Origin of the sequence: Luteimonas qiangzhengi (assembly GCF_039548515.1) — a bacterium.
Classification (GTDB): domain Bacteria; phylum Pseudomonadota; class Gammaproteobacteria; order Xanthomonadales; family Xanthomonadaceae; genus Luteimonas.
Genome location: NZ_JBCLVE010000010.1, coordinates 124,342 through 145,069, shown reverse-complemented (window position 1 = coordinate 145,069; position 20,728 = coordinate 124,342). Strand labels below are relative to the sequence as shown.

21 protein-coding genes and 1 riboswitch are annotated in these 20,728 nt (G+C 68.0%); of the genes, 9 read left to right on the top strand and 12 right to left on the bottom strand.

Going from position 1 to position 20,728, the window contains the following annotated elements:
• Positions 1-165 precede the first annotated feature (165 nt).
• The 3 genes from ppa to WCE59_RS09260 all read left to right on the top strand — a co-directional run bounded on the left by ppa (position 166) and on the right by WCE59_RS09260 (position 1,857).
• Positions 166-699 carry an inorganic diphosphatase gene (gene ppa / locus WCE59_RS09270; protein ID WP_343258470.1) on the top strand — a complete coding sequence of 178 codons (534 nt, stop codon included), beginning with the start codon at positions 166-168 and terminating at the stop codon, positions 697-699.
• Positions 700-816: 117 nt separating this feature from the next.
• Positions 817-1,539 (top strand): RNase A-like domain-containing protein, encoded by a 723-nt coding sequence (locus WCE59_RS09265; RefSeq protein ID WP_343258469.1) that lies wholly within the window; start codon positions 817-819, stop codon positions 1,537-1,539.
• An 18-nt stretch (positions 1,540-1,557) separates the two neighbouring features.
• Positions 1,558-1,857: a contact-dependent growth inhibition system immunity protein gene (locus tag WCE59_RS09260; protein WP_343258468.1), complete on the top strand. Its 300-nt coding sequence runs from the start codon at positions 1,558-1,560 to the stop codon at positions 1,855-1,857.
• 59 nt (positions 1,858-1,916) lie between these two features.
• Here WCE59_RS09260 and WCE59_RS09255 read toward each other — a convergent pair whose 3' ends face one another.
• Both WCE59_RS09255 and thiC read right to left on the bottom strand, forming a co-directional pair.
• Positions 1,917-2,522, bottom strand: a complete 606-nt coding sequence (locus WCE59_RS09255; RefSeq protein ID WP_343258467.1) for a DUF4136 domain-containing protein — start codon at positions 2,520-2,522, stop codon at positions 1,917-1,919.
• Positions 2,523-2,640: 118 nt separating this feature from the next.
• Positions 2,641-4,521, bottom strand: coding sequence for a phosphomethylpyrimidine synthase ThiC (gene thiC / locus WCE59_RS09250; protein WP_343258466.1), 1,881 nt, complete (start codon positions 4,519-4,521; stop codon positions 2,641-2,643).
• 79 nt (positions 4,522-4,600) lie between these two features.
• A riboswitch (TPP riboswitch) is annotated at positions 4,601-4,701 on the bottom strand.
• Between the two features lie 53 nt (positions 4,702-4,754).
• Here thiC and WCE59_RS09245 point away from each other — a divergent pair.
• The 5 genes from WCE59_RS09245 (at position 4,755) to WCE59_RS09225 (ending at position 9,658) form a co-directional block, all read left to right on the top strand.
• Positions 4,755-5,723: a homoserine kinase gene (locus tag WCE59_RS09245; RefSeq protein WP_343258465.1), complete on the top strand. Its 969-nt coding sequence runs from the start codon at positions 4,755-4,757 to the stop codon at positions 5,721-5,723.
• Entirely contained in the window at positions 5,720-6,796 is a 1,077-nt protein-coding gene (locus WCE59_RS09240; RefSeq protein WP_343258464.1) for a hemolysin family protein, read from the top strand. The genes WCE59_RS09245 and WCE59_RS09240 overlap by 4 nt, the downstream gene beginning before the upstream one ends.
• An 84-nt stretch (positions 6,797-6,880) precedes the next feature.
• Positions 6,881-7,594, top strand: a complete 714-nt coding sequence (locus WCE59_RS09235; RefSeq protein ID WP_449284139.1) for a TetR/AcrR family transcriptional regulator — start codon at positions 6,881-6,883, stop codon at positions 7,592-7,594.
• Complete coding sequence (locus WCE59_RS09230; protein ID WP_343258463.1) at positions 7,584-8,246, top strand: protein-L-isoaspartate O-methyltransferase family protein; 663 nt, start codon at positions 7,584-7,586, stop codon at positions 8,244-8,246. The genes WCE59_RS09235 and WCE59_RS09230 overlap by 11 nt, the downstream gene beginning before the upstream one ends.
• A 62-nt stretch (positions 8,247-8,308) precedes the next feature.
• Positions 8,309-9,658, top strand: coding sequence for a TolC family outer membrane protein (locus WCE59_RS09225; RefSeq protein ID WP_343258462.1), 1,350 nt, complete (start codon positions 8,309-8,311; stop codon positions 9,656-9,658).
• A gap of 27 nt (positions 9,659-9,685) precedes the next feature.
• Here WCE59_RS09225 and waaA read toward each other — a convergent pair whose 3' ends face one another.
• A complete protein-coding gene (gene waaA / locus WCE59_RS09220; protein WP_343258538.1) occupies positions 9,686-11,026 on the bottom strand; it encodes a lipid IV(A) 3-deoxy-D-manno-octulosonic acid transferase in 1,341 nt (446 codons plus the stop codon).
• 49 nt (positions 11,027-11,075) lie between these two features.
• Between waaA and lpxL the strand changes: the two genes are divergently transcribed.
• Positions 11,076-11,990, top strand: a complete 915-nt coding sequence (gene lpxL / locus WCE59_RS09215) for an LpxL/LpxP family Kdo(2)-lipid IV(A) lauroyl/palmitoleoyl acyltransferase (RefSeq protein WP_343258461.1) — start codon at positions 11,076-11,078, stop codon at positions 11,988-11,990.
• A 92-nt stretch (positions 11,991-12,082) separates the two neighbouring features.
• On the opposite strand, the gene WCE59_RS09210 is transcribed toward lpxL, so the two are convergent.
• From WCE59_RS09210 to WCE59_RS09170, 9 genes are all read right to left on the bottom strand, one after another.
• Positions 12,083-13,405 (bottom strand): O-antigen ligase family protein, encoded by a 1,323-nt coding sequence (locus WCE59_RS09210; protein WP_343258460.1) that lies wholly within the window; start codon positions 13,403-13,405, stop codon positions 12,083-12,085.
• Entirely contained in the window at positions 13,383-14,507 is a 1,125-nt protein-coding gene (locus tag WCE59_RS09205) for a glycosyltransferase (RefSeq protein ID WP_343258459.1), read from the bottom strand. Before WCE59_RS09205 ends, WCE59_RS09210 begins: the two co-directional genes overlap by 23 nt.
• A gap of 27 nt (positions 14,508-14,534) precedes the next feature.
• Positions 14,535-14,735, bottom strand: a complete 201-nt coding sequence (locus tag WCE59_RS09200; RefSeq protein ID WP_343258458.1) for a zinc-finger domain-containing protein — start codon at positions 14,733-14,735, stop codon at positions 14,535-14,537.
• Between the two features lie 76 nt (positions 14,736-14,811).
• Positions 14,812-15,240: a hypothetical protein gene (locus WCE59_RS09195; RefSeq protein ID WP_343258457.1), complete on the bottom strand. Its 429-nt coding sequence runs from the start codon at positions 15,238-15,240 to the stop codon at positions 14,812-14,814.
• A 48-nt stretch (positions 15,241-15,288) separates the two neighbouring features.
• Entirely contained in the window at positions 15,289-15,891 is a 603-nt protein-coding gene (locus tag WCE59_RS09190; RefSeq protein ID WP_343258456.1) for a response regulator transcription factor, read from the bottom strand.
• A 96-nt stretch (positions 15,892-15,987) separates the two neighbouring features.
• Entirely contained in the window at positions 15,988-17,157 is a 1,170-nt protein-coding gene (locus tag WCE59_RS09185) for a sensor histidine kinase (protein WP_343258455.1), read from the bottom strand.
• Positions 17,158-17,166: 9 nt separating this feature from the next.
• On the bottom strand, positions 17,167-19,011 hold the full coding sequence (locus WCE59_RS09180) for a CIA30 family protein (protein ID WP_343258454.1): 1,845 nt from the start codon (positions 19,009-19,011) through the stop codon (positions 17,167-17,169).
• A gap of 36 nt (positions 19,012-19,047) precedes the next feature.
• Positions 19,048-19,809, bottom strand: a complete 762-nt coding sequence (locus WCE59_RS09175; protein ID WP_343258453.1) for an ABC transporter permease — start codon at positions 19,807-19,809, stop codon at positions 19,048-19,050.
• Positions 19,809-20,726, bottom strand: coding sequence for an ABC transporter ATP-binding protein (locus WCE59_RS09170; protein WP_343258452.1), 918 nt, complete (start codon positions 20,724-20,726; stop codon positions 19,809-19,811). The genes WCE59_RS09175 and WCE59_RS09170 overlap by 1 nt, the downstream gene beginning before the upstream one ends.
• Positions 20,727-20,728 lie beyond the last annotated feature (2 nt).

Sequence of the window (20,728 nt, the reverse complement as noted above, 5' to 3'; positions counted from 1 at the left end):
GACATCGCCAAGCTGGGGCGTTCCCCAGATGGGGTTTTCCCGAGGGGTCGAATGGCCTACGGAATACTGCATCCGCAGGCACGTGCTGCGTCGCAGCAGAAACCCGCTAAAATAGGCGCCCTTTCCAACCCAAGTGCGCGGCCCCGCGCATGCCGGAGACCTCCTATGGCCCCCCTGCACCTGATCCCGACCGGCACCAATCCGCCGGATGAAATCAACGTCGTCATCGAGATCCCCAAGGACTCGGAGCCGGTGAAGTACGAAGTCGACAAGGACAGTGGCGCGATCTTCGTCGACCGCGTGCTGTCCACGCCGATGCGCTACCCGTGCAACTACGGCTACGTGCCCAACACCATCTGCGGCGACGGCGACCCGGCCGACGTGATGGTGATCCTGCCGCTGCCGCTGGTTCCCGGTTCGGTGATCCGCTGCCGCCCGGTAGGAGTGCTGAAGATGTCGGACGAGGCTGGCGCCGACGAGAAGCTGCTGGCGGTTCCGGTGCCCAAGGTGTTCGCCGGCTACGGCCACGTGACCGACATCAACCACGTCTCCCCCCACTGGCTGGAGCGGATCGGCCACTTCTTCCAGCACTACAAGGACCTGGAAGAAGAAAAGTGGGTCAAGCTGGAAGGCTGGGGCGACGCCGAGGAAGCCAAACGCCTGCTGGTGGACGCCATGCAGCGCTACCAGGTCGACTGAGCCCCTAGGGTCGGCACCAGATAGGCCTCGCGGAGATGGCGCCCTAACCTTGGCGCCATCCCCCGCTGATGTCGGCCTGCCATGAACCCCATCAATGCCTCTTTGCCGCACCCCTCAATGGATGCGGCGTCCGTACTCTCCAATTCCCGCCTCGACGCCCACTCGTTTGCGCTGCAAGCCGCAAGCGCCGGACCGGATCTGGCCGGACACCTGGCCGACCTGGTATCGCAGGGCGCGCTGGGTGAATTCCTCGACCAGACCCAGGCCGCGGTGGGCCTGGCAAGCCAGACCCCGTTCCTGGCCGAGCGCCTCGACCCTGCCCTGACCGTCATCCGTGACGCGCTGGCCGGGCTGGACACCAGCGACCTGCCGCGCACCGGGCGCGACGCGGTCGCGGACACCCTGACCCTGCTTGATGCCCACCTGGAAGGCACGGATACCGACACCGGCATCCAGGTCCCCGGCGGCGGCCTGCAGGCGCATGAAGACGCCGGCGGCCATCTGATCGACCGTCACGTGGGCAAGAGTGAGCAGTGGCTGGTGGACCGGGTGCGCAATGACAACATCAGCGCCGCCTCCAGCTTCCGCGACCTGCCCGAGGCGGAATACTTCGTGGCCCAGACCCTGGATGAGCATTCCGGGGCGATCGATGCCTGGCTGGACGGCAAGGGCGGCAACCGTCTGGTAGTGGATGCAAGCTTTGATGCCACCACCGGCATTTCAGTGGCCCGGGGCCAGAACCAGGCCGAGGACGTGTTCTCGGTCAAGGTAGTGCTTGAGCGCTCGGATCGACTCGACACCGGCTATAGAATCATCACCGGATACCCTTCCGCACCCTGACCGGCTGGATGATCAAGCATGAGCGACTTCCCTACGCTGCAGAATCTGTTTTCCGCGTACTTCCACCAGGACTGGTCGGTTGAGCACGACAGCGCCGACGCCGTCGTGGATGCCTGGCGCGACGGCGAAGACGCTGAATACATCGCCCGTGCCCGCGATGAGCTGGACCGTCTGCTGGCGCGCGACTTGGACGACGCGGCACTGGGCGCAGCAGTGCGCGCCCTGGGCTGCGAATACGACCCGACCCGCGACGAATCGCGCGGCGATGGCGGCTGGCGTGACTGGCTGACCACCGTCCAGCGGCAGCTGCACCCCTGACCTTGGGATCACCTCCGGATCGCCCCGGGAGATAGTCCCGGGGCGCAGCCGCGCCGCGCCTACATCGCCGGCGCGGTCATCCCCGCACGATGCGGGTAGCGGACAAAGATCTCGGCGATCGCCTGGCTGATTCGCGCCTCGCGGTTTTCAGCATTCATATTGGCAACCCTGCCCACCGCAATTCCTTCCCACACCAGCCGGTTCTGGGCGGCATCCACCAGGTCCACGTTCATGGTGCCCTCGGTGTAGCGGCTGACGTGGGTGCGGTCGTGCCAGTACGGCACCGCCACATAACGCCGTGCGCGGTAGTTGTAGTAGTAGGAGTAATCCACCGTGGGAATCGAACTGACGTCAGTCCGCCGCTGCATGTAGGCGTTGACATTGACCCGCAGGTCGGGATTGTCCTGATCAAGAACGTAACCGCGCGCCTGCATCTCGCGCTCGACCGTGCGTTTGACGATCTCGCTGGTCGCGGTTTCATAGCCATAGGCTTCCACGGCCAGCGGCTCGTAGAACGCCCAGGTGCGGTAGGAGGAGAAGTCGGCGTGCGGGTCGGCCTCGGTGCTGATGCGCGGGCCGGTGGCGCAGCCGGCGAGCATCAGCACCGCACACAGGGCTGCGACCCAGGCGATGCCGGAAGCTGTGTAGTGGCGGAGGGCATGCATGGCGGATCTCCAGTAAGAGGATGCCGGGGGGGGGGTGCCAGGGGCGTGCCGGGCACGCCCTCTGGTCATCCATATACTCCCGGCGGCGTCGAAGCGACGCAACGGCCGCATGAAGCATTCATTCACGCTGGTAGAGCTGTCCCCCGGCGGCCCGGAACTGCTCCGCCTTCTCCGCCAGCCCGGCTTCCAGCGCTTGGCTGCCCTCCATCTGCCGGCCCGCGGCATATTCGCGCACGTCCTGGGTGATCTTCATGCTGCAGAAGTGTGGTCCGCACATGGAACAGAAGTGGGCCAGCTTGTGCGCCTCTTTGGGCATGGTTTCATCGTGCATCGACTGGGCCTTTTCCGGGTCCAGGCCGAGGTGGAACTGGTCCTGCCAGCGGAACTCGAAGCGCGCCTTGCTCAGCGCGTTGTCGCGCACCTGCGCGCCCGGGTGGCCCTTGGCCAGGTCCGCGGCGTGGGCGGCGATCCGGTAGGCCATGATCCCGTCGCGCACGTCCTCGCGGTTGGGCAGGCCCAGGTGCTCCTTGGGCGTCACGTAGCAAAGCATGGCGGTGCCGAACCAGCCGATCATGGCCGCGCCGATGGCGCTGGTGATGTGGTCGTAGCCGGGCGCGATGTCGGTGGTCAGCGGCCCCAGGGTGTAGAACGGCGCCTCGCCGCATACCGCCAGCTGGCGATCCACGTTCTCCTTGATCAGCTGCATGGGCACGTGACCGGGCCCTTCGATCATGGTCTGCACATCGTGCTTCCAGGCGATCTTCGTCAGCTCGCCCAGGGTGTCCAGCTCGGCGAACTGCGCCGCGTCGTTGGCATCGGCGATCGAGCCCGGGCGCAGTCCGTCGCCGAGGCTGAAGGCCACGTCGTAGGTCTTCATGATTTCGCAGATGTCCTCGAAGTGCTCGTAGAGGAAGCTCTCGCGGTGATGGGCCAGGCACCACTTGGCCATGATCGAGCCGCCGCGGCTGACAATGCCGGTCACGCGTTTGGCAGTCAGCGGCACATGGGCCAGACGCACGCCGGCGTGGATGGTGAAATAATCCACGCCCTGCTCGGCCTGCTCGATGAGGGTGTCGCGGAAGATGTCCCATGTCAGCTCCTCGGCCCGGCCGTCCACCTTTTCAAGCGCCTGGTAGATCGGCACGGTCCCGATCGGCACCGGCGAGTTGCGGATGATCCATTCGCGGGTTTCATGGATGTGCTTGCCGGTGCTCAGGTCCATCACGTTGTCCGCGCCCCAGCGGATCGCCCACACCAGCTTTTCCACTTCTTCGGCAATGCCGGAGCTCACCGCGCTGTTGCCGATGTTGGCGTTGACCTTGGTCAGGAAGTTGCGGCCGATGATCATCGGCTCGCTTTCGGGGTGGTTGATGTTGCAGGGCAGGATCGCGCGGCCGCGGGCGATCTCGTCGCGCACGAATTCCGCAGTGACGGCCCTGGGGATCGCGGCCCCGAACGATTCGCCGGGATGCTGCGCCAGCAGTCCGGCATCGCGCATTGCTTCCAGCCGCTGGTTCTCGCGGATCGCCACGAACTCCATCTCCGGGGTGACGATGCCGCGACGGGCGTAGTGCATCTGGGTGACGTTGCCGCCGGCCAGCGCACGGCGCGGCGGGCGGCGGCTGGGGAAGCGCACGGAGTCGAGCCGGACATCCGTCTCGCGGTCACGACCGAACCGTGAACTCACCCCCGGCAGCACCCCGGTGTCGCCGCGCTCCTCGATCCAGCGCGCGCGCAGCGGGGCAAGGCCCCGGGCGAGATCGATCGTCGCGGCAGGGTCGGTATAGGGACCCGAGGTGTCGTAGACGGTCAACGGAGGATTGTCCTCGCCGCCAAACAGGGTAGGCGTCGGGGTCAGCGCGATCTCGCGCATCGGCACGCGCAGGTCCGGGCGCGAACCCTGCACGTGGGTTTTCTGCGATCCCGGAATCGGGCGGGTGACGGATCCGGAGAGTTCTCCAGCCTGCTGCAACAGGGTGGGAATGGTGCTTGCGTTCATCGGCATCGTCCTGGAATGGAGGGGACGAAGCGGCGGCGCATGCTGCGCACACAGCGCCCGCGGCAAGCCACGGGCGATACGGCACATCTGCGAAGCTTCCCTACGCCGGTATTAACCGGATCAGGTTCGAAGGGTCTGTCTCAACCGCGCCAACAGCGCGCGGTACCCCCGCTTCACGGCCATTGGAGCATGAAGCCGCGGTGTGGACCAGCGGGCCGCTATGATCTTCGCCCATGCATGCCCACGCCTCCCGTGTCGCCACCGCATTCGCCCCAGCCAGCGTCGGCAACATCGGGGTGGGCTTCGACCTGCTCGGCCACGTGATTGAGGGGCCCGGGGACATCGCTACGGTCAGTCTGCTGAAGGAGCCGCTCGTACGCGTGACCCGCGTTACCGGCCGGGTCCGCGGAACAGAAGCGATCCCGCTGCAAGCGCGCGCCAACACGGCGGGAAGCGCCCTGATCGCACTGCGTGAGGCGTTGGCCCTGCCGTTCGGGTTTGAAGTGGAGCTGGAAAAGGGGATCCCGCTTGGCTCCGGCATGGGCGGCTCAGCCGCTTCCTGCGTGGCCGCGCTGGTTGCCGCCAACGCACTGCTGGACGTGCCGCTCGAACGCGAGGCCCTGTATCCATTCGCGCTGGACGGCGAGTCGGTTGCCAGCAACAGCCGTCAGGGCGACAACGTGGCACCGATGCTGCTGGGCGGCGTGGTGTTGGCCACCACCGAGCGCATGATCCGCCTGACTGCGCCCGACTGGCTGCACTGCGTGCTGGTGCATCCCGATCAGGTGCTGGAAACCCGCCGCGCCCGCGAGGTGCTGGCCGATCCGTACCCCCTTGGCACCATCGTTGCCCACTGCGCGCACCTGGCCCAGCTGCTGCTGGGGCTGGAGCGCGCGGATGCCGCGCTGATCCGGGCCGGCCTGCATGACGTGCTGGTGGAGCCGCGCCGCGCCGCGCTGATTCCGGGCTTTGACCGGGTGAAAGCGGCCGCGCTGGAGGGCGGCGCGCTGGGCGCCAGCATTTCCGGCGCCGGGCCGGCGGTGTTTGCCTGGTTTGATTCGCGCGCGGCAGCCGAAGCCGCGGCGCCGGCCATGCGCTCAGGCTTCATCGATGCCGGTTTCGACGCCTCGGCCTGGGTCTCGCCCGTTGCCGCCAACGGCGCCCGGCTTCTTTCCCCCACTTCGCGGAACCCGCACCCATGACCCTGCTCATCATCTACGTTGCCGCGGCGCTGGGCGTGTCCTTCCTGTGCTCGATCCTGGAGGCCTCGCTGCTGACCATCACCCCCACCCAGATCGAGGCCGGCAAGGAAGGCAACCAGCGCTGGGCCAAGGTCTACGGGGAAATGAAGGCGGACGTTGACCGGCCGCTGGCCGCGATCCTCACGCTCAACACGGTGGCCCACACCATGGGCGCGGCCGGCGCCGGGGCGCAGTATGCGCGGGTGTTCGGCTACGGCAGCGAAGCCCTGTTTGCCGTCGCCCTGACCGCGGCGGTGCTGATCCTGACCGAGATCATTCCCAAGACCATCGGCGCCCGCTACGCCGTCGGCGTGGCTCCGTTCGTGGCCCGGGTGCTGCCCCCACTGGTGGTGGGGCTGGCGCCGCTGGTGTGGTTCTCCCAGCAGCTGACCCGCCTTATCACCCGCGGCCGCCCGGCCCCCCTGCCCAAGCATCGTGATGAACTGCTGACGGTGGCACGCATGGGCGAGGATGCAGGGCAGCTGCTGCCGGGGGAAAGCCGCGTGCTGCGCAACGTGCTGCAGCTGGACGAGGTGAAAGCCGGCGACATCATGACCCCGCGCACGGTGGTGTTCGCCCTGCCCCAGACCCTGCCGCTGCAGGAATTCGTGGCGGCGGTGGAAGAGTCACCCTTCACCCGCATTCCGGTCTACGAAGGCGATGACCGGGCGGACATCACCGGCTTCGTGCTCAAAAGCGAAGCGCTGATGCGCCATATCCAGACCCGCGACGACCCTGCGCCCACGACGCTGGCCGATCTCGCCCGTCCGCTCGCCTCCACCCTGGACAAGATGCCGGTTGACCGCTTGTTCCGGCACTTCATCGCCGAGGGTCACCACATCCTGCTGGTCGTTGACGAATACGGCACCGCGGTGGGCATCGTGACCCTGGAGGACGTGGTGGAAACGGTGTTCGGCTTTGAGATCGTGGACGAGCTGGACACCATTCCCGATCTGCGCGTTTACGCCCGGGAACTGTGGCAGGAGCGCGCGCGCCGCAGCGGGGTGACAGATGCGGGGACCGGGCGGTACTGACGCACAGTTGCGCCCTGGCAACCACATTAGTGAACCTGCAGGTTCAGCATATTTACAGAACTGACAGGTATCATATTGGCCGTGATGATGCCTTCCAGCGCCAAGAAAGCCGTCGCCCGGCCGACCGCCAGCCCCGGGCGGCCCAAGGACCTGGCCAAACGCGCCGCCATTCTCGAGGCGGCTGAACGGCTGTTCCTGCTGCACGGCTTCGAAGGCGTGAGCATGGACCAGATCGCCGCTGCGGCGGAGGTCTCCAAGCTCACCGTCTACAGCCATTTCGGCGACAAGGACAGTCTGTTCACCGAGGCTGCCAAGGCCTATTGCGAGCAGCAGATGCCCGGCTCGGTGTTCGAACCTGCGCCCGAAGTGCCGGTGCGCGATCGCCTGCTGGATATCGCCCGCAGCTTCTTCTCCATGATCAGCGCGCCCGAAGCGGTGGCCGGCCACCGCCTGCTGTGTTCTCCGCAGATGGTGGAAAAGCGGCTGGCCGAACTGTTCTGGGAAGCCGGCCCCGGGCGGGTGCAGAAAGAGTTCGCCCATTTCCTGAGGCGCCGCATCTCGGCTGGCGACCTGGAAATCGACGATGTTGCCCGCGCTTCGGCGCAGTTTTTCGCGCTGGTCCGCGGGGAACTGCACATGCGCATGGTGTTTGACTGCCACCACGATCCGGACATGACCCGGGCCGAACAGGAGCGCGCCCATCTTGAGGCCTGCGCGGACATGTTCCTGCGCGCCTTCGGCGCTTCAAAGGTAAACTTGCGTTCCCCCGCGATCGAGACCGCCACAGATGACGATTGATTACGCCCAAGCCCGCGATGCCATGGTCGAACAGCAGGTTCGTCCCTGGGATGTGCTGGATGCGCGCGTGCTCGAGGTGCTGGGCACCCTGCCGCGCGAGGATTTTGTACCCGAAGCCTACCGCACGGTGGCCTACGGAGATCTTGAGATCCCGCTCGGCCATGGCCAGCGGATGCTCAAGCCGGTGGTGGCCGGACGTGTGCTGCAGGCGCTGCGCCCGCAGGCCGGCGAAGAAGTGCTGGAAATCGGCACCGGCAGCGGCTACGTCAGTGCCGGCCTGGGCCTGATGGCCCGCGAAGTACTGAGCCTGGAGCGCGAGGCCACCCTGGCCGACGCCGCCCGCCAGCGCCTGCTGGCCCGTGGTGCCAGCAACGTGTCGGTGGTAAACGCCGACGCTTTCAGCTGGGACACCGAGCGGCGCTTTGATGTGATCAGCGTGAATGCGGCCGTCTCTGAAATCCCCGCCCGCTTCATCCAGTGGCTGCGTCCGGGTGGACGCATGTTCATCGTCCACGGCCACGCCCCGGTCATGGAAGCGGTGCTGATCCATCGTGACGGCGATGATGTCAACGCGACGCGCACTGAATCGTTGTTTGATACCGAACTCGACTATCTGGCAGGCGCTGAACCGGTGCCCGCGTTCCAACTTTAACCGCGGACCGACCCTGGGCCCCCGCCCCGCACGGCCCTCCGGAACCCACCAAGGATTTCTACATGCTGCGTCCCCTCGCCCTTGCCCTGTCCCTCGCCCTGCTCCCGGCCGCCGCCCAGGCAGCGGACCTGATGACCACCTATGAAATGGCCCGCACCGGCGACCGCCAGCTGTCCATTTCCGAGTCCAGCCGCGATATCGCCCGCGAAGGACGCGTCCAGGCCCGCGCCAACCTGCTGCCATCGGTCAGCGGCAGTGCATCGATTGGCCGCAATTACGTGGCCGGCCAGTCCGGTGACAGCCGCAGCCGCAGCTGGGGCGTCGGCCTTCAGCAGACCGTGTTCGACCTGGGCCAGATCGCCAACTACCGTGCGCAGACCGAGCTGGACACCGCCGCCGGGTTCGACCTGAGCGCAGCCAACAGCGAACTGATCACCCGCACCTCGGCCGCCTACTTCGACGTACTGGTGGCCATTGAAACCCTCGCGGCCGCGGTTGCCGCTGAAGAGGCGCTGCAGAAGCAGTACGACTTCGCCGACCGCCGCCTTGAAGTGGGCCTGGCACCGATCACCGACGTGCACGAAGCCCGCGCCCAGTACGACACCGCCCGCGCAAACGTGCTGCTGGCCCAGAACGCGCTGGAAGACGCCTACCAGGCGCTGGCCGAGATCACCGGCGTGCCGGTCCGCGACCTGCGCGCGCTGCCGGAGGATTTCCAGCCGTCAATGCCGACCGATGGAGGGGTGCAGGAGTGGGTTGCCACCGCATTCGCCCAGAACCCGAACCTGCAGGCTGCCGAATACGACGCGCGCGCTGCCGCACACGGCGTGACTGCCGCAAAGTCCCAGCACCTGCCGCGGATCACCCTGGGCGCCGACTACAGCAACCGCGCCGGCTGGGGTGATTTCGGCGACCCGGACGTGCCGGGCCTGCCGCGCAACAGTGAAAACGAAGGCTACGGTGTGGGCCTGAACCTGACCGTGCCGCTGTTCGCCGGCGGCGCGATCCGCTCCGGTGTGCGCGAAGCGATCTCCCGCCGCGACATTTCCCAGGACAACGTGGAACTGACCCGCCGGGCGCTGGAGCGCAGCACCCGCGCCGCCTATAACGCGGTGGTGGCTGGCGTGAGCGAAGTCGAGGCGCGCCGCCAGGCGGTGATCTCGGCGCGCAGCGCATATGAAGCATCGCAGGTGGGCCTGGAAGTCGGCACCCGCACCGTGGTGGACGTGCTGATCAACCAGCAGAACCTGTTCAACGCCGAAAGCGACCTGGCCCTGGCCCGCTACCGCTTCCTGCAGAGCCGGCTGCTGCTGGCCCAGGCTGCCGGCACGCTGGACATCTCCGATCTGCAGGAAATCAACTCGCTGCTGACCGTGTCCGCTCAAGCCCAGCTTCCGTCCTCGGTCGAATAAGCCGGCGCTGTACCCCGGCGGGCCTGCTCAGGGCCCGCCCTGCTCCGCGGCTGGCGGCCCTGCTACTGGTGGCCCAGCTACTGGCGGCATGTCCGCCTTGACCACTTCCAGCGTGCGCTGCACCGCCCCGCGCCCATCCTCCACCAGCTGGGCGGCGGCCGCGGCCATCCGGCTGCGCTGCTGTGGATCCTCCAGCAGCCGCTCGATCCCGGCACCCACCGCCTCGGCATCCCGGCCCACGCACAGCGCATCCACCTCGCGGAGCCGACGGGCAATGTCGGCGAAGTTGTGCAGATGCGGACCGGTAACGATCGCTGTGCCGGTGGACGCCGGTTCCAGCAGGTTGTGGCCCCCCACTTCCTGCAGGCTGCCACCGACGAACGCCACGTCCGCGCAGGCATAGAAGCTGGTCAGCTCACCCAGGGTATCGATTACGAACACCGCATCGGCGGCGTCCGGCTCGCGGGTGAGGGTGCGGGTGGCGGTGCGCATTCCAGCTTCGACGGCCAGCTGGGTCACCGCGCGGAAGCGCTCCGGATGTCGTGGCGCCCACAGCAACAGCAGGTCCGGCCAGCGCTTGCTCAGCCGGGCGTGGATGGCCAGCACCGCGGCCTCCTCATCCACATGGGTACTGGCGGCGATCCAGGTCGGCCGCTCACCGGCCCGCTGGCGGAACTGGCGGGCGAATCCGGCGAGCCCGGGATCAACCTCCATGTCGTATTTCAGATTGCCGGTCACGGTCACCTGATGCTCCAGCGCACCAAGGCGACGGAAGCGGCGCCCGTCCTCCTCCGACTGCGCGGCAATCACGCGCACCGTGCGCAACGCACGCGAAACCAGCGGACGCAGCGTCCGATAGCCGCGCAGCGAACGCGCCGACAGACGCGCATTGACGATGTACAGCGGCACCCCGTAATCGCGGCAGCAGAACAGCAGGTTCGGCCACAGCTCGGTTTCCACGATCAGGCCCAGCTGCGGCTGGAAATGATCCAGAAACCGGTGCACCGCCCCGGACAGGTCGTAGGGCAGATACACGTGCTCCACCCGTTCACCCCACAGCTTGCCCACCCGCGCCGAACCGGTCGGAGTGATGGTGGTCACCAGCAGGCGCATGCCCGGGCGCAGCTCAAGCAGCGCGTCCACCAGCGGCGCGGCCGCATTGACCTCACCCACCGATACGGCGTGCACCCACAGCGTGGCCCGGTGTGGCTCGTCCGAATAGGATGCGTAGCGCTCGCCCCAGCGCTGGAAATATTCCGCCTGGCGAAAGCCGCGCCAGATCAGGTGATACACCGTCACCGGCACCAGCACATACAGCATGGCCGAATACAGGGCGCGCAGCAGACGTTCAACGATGGTTTCGCGCATTGCCCAAGGATAGCCGTTCATCAAAGGCATGGAGCCCTACAATCGGCATATGTCGAACAAAGACCCATCACATTCCGCCCCGCTGTCGCCCCGCCACTGGCCCACCTGGCTGGGCATCGGCCTGGCCGCCGCGCTGGCCCGGCTGCCATGGCCGCTGCAGCGCGCCCTCGGCCGGGCGCTCGGGGCAACCCTGCGCCTGACACTGCGCAGCCGCCGCGCCGTGGCGGCCCGCAATCTCGAGCTGTGCTTTCCGGAGCTGGACGCCAGCGCACGCGAACGCCTGGTGCGCGAACACTTCGCTTCGCTGGGGATCGCGCTGTTCGAATTCGCCCGCGCATGGTGGGGCTCCGTGGAACCGCTGCGCCGCGGCCTGGTGGTTGAAGGGCTGGAGCATATGGAGGCCGCGCGCGCGCAGGGGCGCGGAGTGATCGTGGTGTCCGGCCACTTCACCACCCTGGAGATCTGCGGGCGCCTGATGTGCGATTACGTGCCGCTGGCGGGGATGTACCGACCGCACGCGCAGCCGGCAATGGAATGGGCGGTGCGCCGCGGACGTGCGCGCTATGCGGCGGCCATGTTTCCCAAGCAGGATGTCCGTGGCACGTTGCGCCATCTCAAGCGCGGCGGCCTGCTCTGGTATGCACCCGACCAGGATCCCAGCCGCGGCGATGCGGTGTACGTGCCGTTCTTCGGTCAGCCGGCCCACAGCCTGACATCCACCCACCAGCTGGCGCGGATGTCGGGAGCGGCGGTGCTGCTGTTCCAGCATGAGCGCCGCAGCGATGGCGGCTACACGCTACGCCTGCAGCCGGTGGAGGATTTCCCTTCCAGGGACGCGACCGCGGACACCGCCCGGATCATCGCCGGAATCGAACAGATGGCCCGCGCGGCGCCGGCGCAGTACCTGTGGATCCATCGCCGCTTCAAGCGCCGCCCGGACGGCAAAGACATTTACGCCCCGTAGGTCGGTGCTACGCCCCCGACGCCCCGCCAGTCACGCATTCCCGCGTTCGCCGCCAATCACGCATCCCTCGCGTCGGGGGGCGTAGCCCCGACCTACTGCGTCGGCTCCGGCGCGTCGCTGCCAAGCAGGCTGCCGGCATACAGCGCCGCCAGCATCAACGTCAGCCCGCCCCAGAACGTCGAATAGAACGCCAGGTGGGTGTTGAGCGGGAATACCGTGACCGCCAGCGCCAGCATGGCCGGGCGTGCCCGGTTGCGGGCATCGGGATCGGCATAGCGCCACGCACGCCAGGCCAGCGCCGCTCCGGCCAGCCACAGCAGCAGGCCGATGATCCCGGTCTCACTGAGGACCTCCAGCACGATCTGGTGCGCGTGCAGGGCCGGCCCATCTCCCCAGGCCGGCGGATTGGCCGGATCAGGATCGCAATCCGGATAGGCGGCGCGGAAACCGCGCACGCCCACGCCATTGAACGGGCTCTGGCCGACCATGCACAGCGCCGCGCTCCAGATCCGCACGCGCCCGGACAGCGCCAGGTCCACCCCGGACTCGTCGGCGGTCGCCAGCTGCGCGGTGCGCTCCACCCGCTCCTGCACCTGCGGAGACACCAGCGCCAAGGCCGCAAGCGTTGCCGCACCGCCGGCAAACACCACCAGCATCCGCTTCCAGCCCAGCAGGTTCCAGCCGGAAAAGACCAGGACCAGCGCATAGGTGATCCATGAGGCACGCGCCCCGGCCAGCAGCACCACAAGCCCCAGCGCAACGGCCGCCACGATCCAGCCCCCGATGCCGAACCGCTTGGCCACCGGGAACAGCAGGAATGGGGCCAGGCTGGCCAGCACCAAGCCCAGCTTCAGGTTGCATGGACCCAGCACCCCCCCCAGCCGGTCGGCCGCCATCACCTGCTCCGCCGTACACATGGGCCGGTCGCTGAGCAGCTGCTTGATACCATCAATGCCGAAAAACAGCGGGCTGGTGCCGAAGAATGCTTCCACCAGACCGTCCACGCTCCACAGCGCAACGATCACCGCCAGGCCACCGAAGGTGATCCTGCGGCCGCGACCGTTGGCCACGGCCGATGCCACCAGCCACAGGAACGGCAGGTAGCGCAGGTCCACCAGCGCTTCGCGCAGGGATCGCGAAGCATCCACCGCGCCGATCGCGGAGATCAGCTCAGGCAGCCAGTAGGCGCAGAACAGCACGCTGGTCAGCGCCCAGGCCTGCGGACTCAACAGCGCCGAGCCCTGGGCGAATCGCGCCATCAACAGGCGGGAAATCGCCACCAGCGCGCCCAGCACCATCACACCTTCGGCATAGCCGGGCGCGGGCCACAGGGCCACGAAGGCAAGGACGAAATGGGGTGACCAGCGCCATCCCGGCGCGGCCGCAGCCTGGTCAGCGGTCGTAGAGTTCGTCATACACGGAAAGCGTGGCGTCCTGCATCGCGGACAGGGTATACGGGATGGTACCCGCAGCGTCGGGTGGCATAGCGAGCAATGTGTGGGCACGCGCGGCCAGGGCCTGGATGTCGAACGGGGCCACCGCTCCGTTCGGCGCCAGCTCGCGCAGCACTTCGCCCACACCGCCATGCTCCCAGCCGAGCACCGGACGGCCCACCGACAGCGCCTCCAGCACGGTGCGCCCGAACGCTTCCGGCTTGCGCGAGAGTTGCAGCACCAGGTCGCTGGCAGCGTAGGCGCGGGCAATCGCGGATGTGGGCGGCGTCATCGCCACGGCACCGGCAATGCCTTGGGCGACGGCTTCGCGTTCCAGCTCGGCCAGATAGCGCTCCCGCCCGGACTCACGCAGACCCGGCATCCACAGCCGCGCGTCCATCCCGCCGGCCCGCAGCCTGGCCAGGAGCGCCAGCGCATCGGCATGCCCCTTCAGCCGCGTGCCACGCCCGGGCAGCAGCAACAGCGGGCCATCACCGGCCAGGGCCGGGAACTCCGCCGCCACTTCCGCCCGGGCGTCGCGGTCGGGGTGCGGACGCCGTGGGAAGGCTGCCGGATCGATACCGCGCGGAATCACCCGCAGCTTCTCCCGGTCGGTCTGCGGATAGTGGCGGCACACGTAATCACGCACCGTCTGCGATACGCAGATCACCCGCTCGCCGCTGGCCATGATCGCGCTGTAGCGCGAGGGAGAGTTGAGCCCGTGGACGGTGGTGACCCAGCGCGGCCGCTGTCGTGCGGGCAGGCCGCGCAGCGCGCGCCAACCCAGCCAGGCTGGCAGCCGGGACCGCGCATGGACGATGTCGGCGTCGGCGTCCTCCAGCATCCGTCGCAGCGCCGGGACATGACGCAGGGTCAGCAGTGATTTTCGGCCGATATCCAATTGGCGGTGCTGCGCTCCCACGGCCTCGAGCGCGGGCACGAGGCGACCGCCTGCCGATACCACCAGCGCACGGTGCCCGGCGCGCACCAGGGCCTGGGCAATTTCGATGGTGGAGCGTTCGACGCCGCCGGACTCAAGCGCCGGCAGCAGTTGGACGACCGTCAGGCGTTTTCGGGCGGACACGGGGGTGGCGTGCCTGCGGCCGCGGTCTCAGTCAACCAGCACGAAGTGCGCGCTGCAGTACGGGCAGCTGGTTTCGCCACCGTCGTCCTCGATCGGCAGGTACACGCGCGGATGCGAATTCCACACGGCCATGGACGGCAGCGGGCAGCTCAGCGGCAGTTCGCTGCGACGGACCTCATAGGTCTGCCGGGCGTTGGCCTGTTCGGAAGATGTGGTGGCTGCTGTCATGGCAAATGGAATGCATCAAATGGACCGGCGCCCAGTTTAACCTGTCCCCGCCCGGGCCGACGGCGGCCGGGCCGGGTCAGCTGATCCAGCCGCGATTCGCAGCCCGTCGCGCATACCAAAGCAGAGACAGGGCGATTCCGATCAGCAGCACCGCCATAGGCAGGCCGGCCGCGCCGGAAACCTGCCAAGCCGGCGTGAACACGTAGACACCGACCATCTGCAGGGTCACGGCGAGCAGCGACAGTGCGAATGCCGGCACAGCCCAGGCCTTGCGAAGCAGCAGCCCGAACGCGCCGGCGACACCGGCGAACACGGCCACCGCGTAGGCGACCGTCAGCCAATCAGGCATGGCTTCGTACACCAGCCGCTGCCCCGGCGGCATGGCTTGAATCTGTTCGGGGGTGATGCCGGTCTGCATGATGAACATCACCACGCCGACAATATTCCAGAACAGCGCTATCCAGCCAATCGCACGCAGGCTGGCGGGTATTTTCAAGGTGCTCATGGTCTGTCCCCTGTGGTCTGGCGGCAGTGTAAGCCGGCACGTTGCCGGTTACAGCCAGCCCTTCTGCCTGGCCAGCCGGTACGCCTCGATACGATTGCCAACGCCCAGCTTGCCGATCGCCTCGGACAGATAGTTGCGCACCGTGCCCTGCGACAGATGCAGCTGCGTGGCAATCTCGCCGGCTGACCGCCCCTCACCGGCCAGGCGCAGCACCTGCCGTTCGCGGTCGCTGAGCGGGTCGGCTTCCGACCAGGCCTCCAGCGCCAGCTGCGGGTCGATCGCGCGGGCACCGCCTTGCACTTTGCGCAGCGCCTCGGCCAACTCCTCGGCCGGCGCATCCTTGAGCAGGTAGCCGGACACGCCCGCGTCCAGCGCCCGGCGCAGATAGCCGGAGCGCGCGAAGGTGGTGACGATGACCACCTTGATCGGAAGCTCGTGGCGTTGAATCCGCTGGGCCAGTTCCAGCCCGGTCAGGCCGGGCATTTCGATATCGGTGACCAGCAGGTCGGGCTTGAGCCGCTGCAGCTCGCGCCAGGCGCTCTCGCCGTCAGCGCAGGCGCCCAGCACTTCGATATCAGGCTCAAGGCCGAGCAGCGCAGAAAGTGCGCCGCGCACCATGGCCTGGTCTTCGGCCAGCAGGATCCGGATCATGCGCGCAAGCTACCAGAAGCGGGCGGTGACCCTGCGTCGCATCCGACGCTGCGGTCCACGCCAATCGTCACGCGGCTTCGCGCGCATGGCGCGCTCCTACAGCGCGGGGTCGGGGTCATCGTTTGCGGCCAGGGGCAGTCGCGCCTCGATGCGGGTGCCGCCGTGGACGCCGGACGCGATCTGCAGGCTGCCGTGGGCCGCCTCAAGCCGCTCGCGCATGCCGGCCAGGCCGTTGCCGGGAGTGATCGTGCCGCCACGGCCGTCATCCTCGACCAGCAGCACAGCCTCCTTGCCCTCGACCGCAAAGCTCACCTTGGCCGCACTGGCCCGCGCGTGACGCTGGATGTTGGTGACCGCCTCGCGCACCGTCAGTGCCAGGATCGATTCAACGCCCGGCGGCAGCGCCGAGTCGCCGCCGCCGTCGCCGATCTCGTAGCCGAACTCCACGCCGTCGGTCTCCAGCAGCAGCCGCGCTGATGCCAGCTCCCCCGCCAGCTGCGCCGCGCGGATGCCGCTGACAGCGCGCCGCACCTGGCCCAGTGCCTGCCGGGCACCGCTTGCCACCTCCTCGATCTCGCGCCGCGCGGCAGCCGGATCACGCTCGACCAGCCGCGCGGCCAGATCCGACTTCAGCGCCACCATCGACAGGGTATGACCGAGCAGGTCATGCAGGTCACGGCCGATGCGCTCGCGCTCGGCGGTCGCGGCCAGCCGCCGCACCTCCTCCTGGGACAGCTTGAGCGCCGCGTCCTTGAGTTCGTTGATGCGCTCCACCTGGACCACCGCGCCCACGATCAGCGTCACCACCGGCATCCACACTACCGCCTGCCATGGATAGCCAAGCAGCATTGCGTAACCGACAAAACCGATCCCGAGCAGCACCACCTGCCCCATCGCCACCCAGGCGGACCGGTGCCCGTGCATGTGCAACAGGACGCAGCCGAACACGAAGTACGACATGCCCGACGGATACCACGGCAGCAGCACCACGCACAGCAACATCATTGCCGCCGCATAGCGCCAGGCACTGCGCGCCGGAGCGGCGAGCACGCGCGTGTACAGCAGCACGAACAGCGGATACGACATCGCGGTCAGCAGCCACCATCGGGCGCTGTAGCCGCCCGGAGAGAACGCGGGAGTGGTGAACACCCAGGCCGACCACAGCAGGTGGACCATTTCCGCCCACGGCGACCTGCCCTGGCGCACGGCCCAGGCCATCGCCGAATCCGGAGCCGGTGACAGCCGGCGCAGCAAGGTGCCGGTCATCTCCATCGGTCAGCGCAGCTCCACGTCATCGAGGAAGAATTCGAATGACCCGGCCGGATGGCCGGCGGTGAAGGCGATACCGCGGACCAGCGAGAGATCGGCCCCGGGAAAGTCGGACAGGGCCAGGCGCACCTCGGTCCACTCCGGACCGGCCTGGAAGGTCAGCGTGGCAGGCATGCCCTGCACCGACGGGCCGGAGAACAGCATGGCGTTGTAGCTGCGGCCATCGCCGCGCACCTGGAACACCAGCTCGCCGCGCGCGGACAGGTCCACCGGCTGCATCGGCTCGGCCGCGGGGAAGAACATCATCCCGGCCCACGGGAACGGGAAGCCCGGGCGGATCTCACCGGTGACCTCCAGCGCGCCGGACGAACCGTTGGCGCCGTCTGCCACCAGCCGGTGCCCGACCGTCGAGGCGCCACCCGCCATCTGGTCCGTGGTGGGCTGCCAGCTTCCGAACGCTGCGCTGACAGAACCAGCGTCGAAATCGCTGACCAGGGTCTGATCCGGCGCCGCCTGCGCAGCAGGTGCCCCGGCCGAAGGATCGCGCTCGATCCGATAGCCGTTCTTCCACACCCCCACGATCGCGCGGGTGGCGGTGATGTCGGCCAGCGGATCGCCGTCCACCAGCAGCAGATCAGCGCGCATGCCGGGCACGATGCGACCGCGATCGCCGATCCCGAAGTGCCTGGCCGGCAGCGCCGTGGCGGCGGCCAGCGCCTGCGTCGGCTCCAGACCGGCACGGACCAGCAGCTCGAGTTCACCATGCATGCTCACCCCATGCGCCGTGCCGGGATTGGGGGCGTCGGTGCCGGCAAGGATGGTGACCCCCGCGGCATGCAGGGCGCGCACGCTGGCAAGCGACTGTTCGAGCCGGTCATTGGGGGGAACCCCCGGGATCACCGTACCCAGTGTCGCCCGCTGCTCAGCGGTCAGCATCGGGCCAAGGTGCGGATCCGCTGCCAGCGCGGCACCCTCGCCCGCCGCAGCGAACGAAGCCAGCACCGCCAGCGTCGGCACCACGAATGCATCGCCTTTCAGCGCGGCATCGATGAAGCCCTGGTCAACCGGCTGGTCGGCAAAGATGTGCACCAGCCCGTTGGCCCCGGCTTCGATCGCGTGGCGCGAATCGCGCAGGGTCGAAGCATGCACCACGGCAAGACGATCCGCGGCGTGGGCCGCGCCGATCACTGCTGTCACCTGCTCCGGCGTGAGCGTCGGCAGCGAAGGCGCGCCCGGATAGGCACTCATGTCTTCCACGATCAGCTTGATGAAGTCGACGCCCTCATCCAGCCGCTCGCCGATGAAGGCCTCCACGTTGGTATCCGCGTCGATCGCAGGCAGCGGGAATCCGTACTGGGTGCCGTGTCCACCCGGCGCGGTGATCGCATAGCCGGACGCCCACAGGTCGGCCTGGCCGGTATCGGTCACGGACTCGCGCTGCTGGCGAAGCTGCGGCAGGCGATCGACCATGCCGTGCATGTCGAACGCGGTGGTGACACCGAAGCGCACCGCGTCGCGCCGGGCGTCGCCCCAGGCGTGCACGTGGGCATCAATCAGACCCGGCAGCAGGGTGCGACCAGCGCCTTCCACCACCGGCAGTCCCTCGGGCACGGCAACGTCCGCGCCCACCGATTCAATCAGGCCCTCGCGCACCACCACCGTGGCAATGCCGATGTCGCCTTCGCCGTCAAACACCCGCGCATCGCGGATCGCGAAGCTGTTGCCCGGCGCCTCGGAAGCTGCATTTGTGTCGCTGCCAGTGCGGTCACCCGCGTTCCCTTGCAGCGCCACCGCCAGGCCAAGCACTCCAGCCAGCGCCGTGAAGGCCAGGATTTCCGGAAGTCGTTTCATGGTTCGATTCTCCAGGGATACTGTTGGACAGGACACTCAGACCGCGGCCGCCAACCGGCGCCGCGCAAGGATGAAGAACACGCCCGTCACCACTCCCAGTACGCCCAGGTGCAGCCACAGGCTGCCGCCGGCATCGTGGCCCACGACCTTCATCGCAGCCTGGCCCAGATGGTACGCCGGCCATACCGGTGCCAGGCGGGTGAAGATATCCGGGAGCACCGCCAGCGGCATCCACAGCCCGGACAGGAACGCCATCGGCAGGAACAGGATGTTGACCACGGCCACCGCCGCGTTGGCCCCGACCAGACTGCCGATGTACAGCCCGATCGCGCAGAACGGCAGTACGCCCAGCACGTTGATCGCAAGCAGCACCAGCCACTGCCAGGGCGCCAGCGCCACGCCACCCAGGGTGGCCGCCAGCGTCGCCAACAGGATCGAAATCACCGCCGCGAAGGCCATCGCCGCCGCCATCTTTGCCAGCAGCCACGCACCGGGCGGCGCCGGCAGCGCGCGCTTGAGCCGCAGCAGGCCTTGCTCACGCTCACTCGCAATCCCCGCGCCGAAGCCGAACAGCGCCGCGCCCATGATCCCGAACACCCCGTATCCGGCCAACATGTACTCCGCATTGGCCGCGCTGCGCGACAGCATGACCCCGAACAGCAGGTAGAACGCGGTGGGAAACAGCAGCGTAGGCAGCACGAACGCCGGCTCGCGCAGCTGGCGCAGCAGCTCGTACCGGGCTTCCAGCAGGTAGCAGCGCCAAGGCGAGAAAGCGTGTGGGCGGGCAACGATGGCCATCAGGCGGCTTCCTGTTCACGGGTAAGGTGGATGAAGGCGTCGGCGAGGCCGGCGCGCTGCACTTCCAGGTCATGCAGCGTGGGATCAGCCTCGAGCAGGCGTCGGACCACCGGCTCGGCGGTGCCGGCCACGATCTCCAGCCGGTCGTTGTCACGGCTGGCGGACAGCACCTGTGGCCAGGCGGCCACCTGCGCGGCATCAAGCGTTGATACACAGCGGATGCGCCGCTGGGCAACGTGCGAGCGGATCTCGCCCACGCTGCCCGCCGCCACCACCCGGCCGCGATCCAGCACCACCACCCGGTCGGACAGTACCTCGGCCTCCTCCAGGTAATGGGTGGTCAGCAGAACACCGCATCCTTCGGCAACCAGCGCGCACACCGCCTGCCACAGCTGCTGGCGCGCCTGGATATCCAGGCCGGTAGTGGGCTCGTCCAGAAACAGCAGCTGCGGGTTACCGCAGATAGCCAGTGCAAACTGGACCCGGCGCTGCTGCCCTCCCGACAGCTTGTCGTAGCGGCGATCAAGCAATCCCTCCAATCCGGCCAGTGCCGCGCAATCGTTGATGCTGCGCGGCTGCGGGTAGTAGCTGCAGGTCAGGCGCAGCAGCTCCCGCACTTTGAGGTCACCGTGAACCCCGCTCTCCTGCAGCATCACCCCGGTGCGCCTGCGTGCCTGCATGGACCCCGGCGGGCCGTCGAACAGCGCCGCTTCGCCGGCGTCGGGCCGGAGCAAACCCAGCAGCAAACCGATCGCGGTGCTCTTGCCGGCGCCGTTGGCACCAAGCACCGAAACAACCTCGCCCGCCTGTACCTGCAGGTCGACGCCGTCCAGTGCAATGACGTCGCCGTACCGTTTGCGGGCGGCCTGCAGCCGGGCCAGGGGAAGCGCGTTGTGGTGGTGGGTGATCGTTTCCATGG